This is a genomic window from Paraglaciecola marina (assembly GCF_004360155.1).
In the GTDB taxonomy this organism is placed as follows: domain Bacteria; phylum Pseudomonadota; class Gammaproteobacteria; order Enterobacterales; family Alteromonadaceae; genus Paraglaciecola; species Paraglaciecola marina.
The window spans coordinates 1-2,468 of record NZ_SAIS01000053.1 but is presented as its reverse complement, the minus strand read 5'-3'; the positions used below and the strand labels follow the sequence as shown (position 1 = coordinate 2,468).

At 47.3% G+C, this 2,468-nt stretch carries 2 tRNA genes and 1 rRNA gene; all 3 read left to right on the top strand.

The features are described from left to right. Positions 1-311: 311 nt before the first annotated feature. The 3 genes from EOK74_RS20565 (at position 312) to EOK74_RS20555 (ending at position 2,255) form a co-directional block, all read left to right on the top strand. Positions 312-1,844, top strand: a 16S ribosomal RNA gene (locus tag EOK74_RS20565). Positions 1,845-1,967: 123 nt separating this feature from the next. Next, positions 1,968-2,044 (top strand) — tRNA-Ile (locus EOK74_RS20560). A gap of 135 nt (positions 2,045-2,179) precedes the next feature. After that, positions 2,180-2,255: transfer RNA gene (locus tag EOK74_RS20555), tRNA-Ala, on the top strand. Positions 2,256-2,468 lie beyond the last annotated feature (213 nt).

The window sequence follows — 2,468 nt, the reverse complement described above, 5'->3', positions numbered from 1 at the left end:
CTCGCTTCGGGGAGTCAGCCAAAACGGTGACACTTGAGACAAGATTTAATAGATTTAAACCTTGTCATTACCATGCTTTTAAAGTGTTGTAGTTAGCGGGATGCAGCGAGTTTTAATTTAAAAAGATTTTAAATTAAAACGTTGACATCGAAGTTTAACGGCGTATTATACGCCTCCCGCTTAAGAGGGTCCACGGACAGCTTAAGCCGCTAACGAAGTTAGCACCGCTCTTTAACAATTAGAACAAGACAATCTGTGTGGACATTCACTTAGTGGATGTTTACCAAAAAAATTCATATTTTCGAAATATTTAATTGAAGAGTTTGATCATGGCTCAGATTGAACGCTGGCGGCAGGCCTAACACATGCAAGTCGAACGGAAACATGTCTAGCTTGCTAGATGATGTCGAGTGGCGGACGGGTGAGTAATACTTAGGAACATGCCTTTGAGTGGGGGATAACTATTGGAAACGATAGCTAATACCGCATAACGTCTACGGACCAAAGGGGGCTTCGGCTCTCGCTCAGAGAGTGGCCTAAGCGAGATTAGCTTGTTGGTGAGGTAAAGGCTCACCAAGGCGACGATCTCTAGCTGTTCTGAGAGGAAGATCAGCCACACTGGAACTGAGACACGGTCCAGACTCCTACGGGAGGCAGCAGTGGGGAATATTGCACAATGGGGGAAACCCTGATGCAGCCATGCCGCGTGTGTGAAGAAGGCCTTCGGGTTGTAAAGCACTTTCAGTTGTGAGGAAAGGTTGGTGGTTAATACCCATTAGCTGTGACGTTAGCAACAGAAGAAGCACCGGCTAACTCCGTGCCAGCAGCCGCGGTAATACGGAGGGTGCGAGCGTTAATCGGAATTACTGGGCGTAAAGCGCACGCAGGCGGTTTGTTAAGCTAGATGTGAAAGCCCCGGGCTCAACCTGGGAATAGCATTTAGAACTGGCAGGCTAGAGTCTTGGAGAGGGGAGTGGAATTCCAGGTGTAGCGGTGAAATGCGTAGATATCTGGAGGAACATCAGTGGCGAAGGCGACTCCCTGGCCAAAGACTGACGCTCATGTGCGAAAGTGTGGGTAGCGAACAGGATTAGATACCCTGGTAGTCCACACCGTAAACGCTGTCTACTAGCTGTTTGTGAGTTTAACTCGTGAGTAGCGAAGCTAACGCGCTAAGTAGACCGCCTGGGGAGTACGGCCGCAAGGTTAAAACTCAAATGAATTGACGGGGGCCCGCACAAGCGGTGGAGCATGTGGTTTAATTCGATGCAACGCGAAGAACCTTACCTACTCTTGACATACTAGAAACTTTTCAGAGATGAATTGGTGCCTTCGGGAATCTAGATACAGGTGCTGCATGGCTGTCGTCAGCTCGTGTCGTGAGATGTTGGGTTAAGTCCCGCAACGAGCGCAACCCTTGTCCTTAGTTGCCAGCCTTAAGTTGGGCACTCTAAGGAGACTGCCGGTGACAAACCGGAGGAAGGTGGGGACGACGTCAAGTCATCATGGCCCTTACGAGTAGGGCTACACACGTGCTACAATGGCGAGTACAGAGGGAAGCGAACCTGCGAGGGTAAGCGGATCCCTTAAAGCTCGTCGTAGTCCGGATTGGAGTCTGCAACTCGACTCCATGAAGTCGGAATCGCTAGTAATCGCAAATCAGAATGTTGCGGTGAATACGTTCCCGGGCCTTGTACACACCGCCCGTCACACCATGGGAGTGGGATGCAAAAGAAGTGGCTAGTTTAACCTTCGGGAGAACGGTCACCACTTTGTGTTTCATGACTGGGGTGAAGTCGTAACAAGGTAACCCTAGGGGAACCTGGGGTTGGATCACCTCCTTACTATTACGGCGAATGTTCACTAAGTTGAGTGTTCACATAGATTGTTTTGTTTTGATGAAGAAGAGCAAAAAGAAGTGCTTGGGAAGTTCAAGCAGATTTCTTTAAGTGAAAGCTTAAAGCAAGAGGCTTGTAGCTCAGCTGGTTAGAGCGCACCCCTGATAAGGGTGAGGTCGGCAGTTCAAGTCTGCCCAAGCCTACCAAATTCGCATTGATACTGCGTTGAAGTGTTCGTCGTGTAGAAAAGCCACACGTCCTCACACTTCGCCTTGTCTGAATGCGAATTACATGACAAGTGTTATGTAGATGGTAATAGAAGATACTCTCAATGTATTTGAGGGGCTATAGCTCAGCTGGGAGAGCGCCTGCCTTGCACGCAGGAGGTCAGCAGTTCGATCCTGCTTAGCTCCACCACTTTCTGTATGAAAGTGATTGCTCAATAAGATTAAGTAGCCTTAATCAATAATCATTTTTAAATGTTTATTGATTAGGGTTTTTTAAACCTTAAATGTTCTTTAACAATATGGAAAGCTGATAAAAAAGTAATCGAAAACTAAAAGAGTTGTTCTTAGGAACTTACTCTATCTGATTTTTATGATTAGTACTTGTCACGCATACGACAGTAAG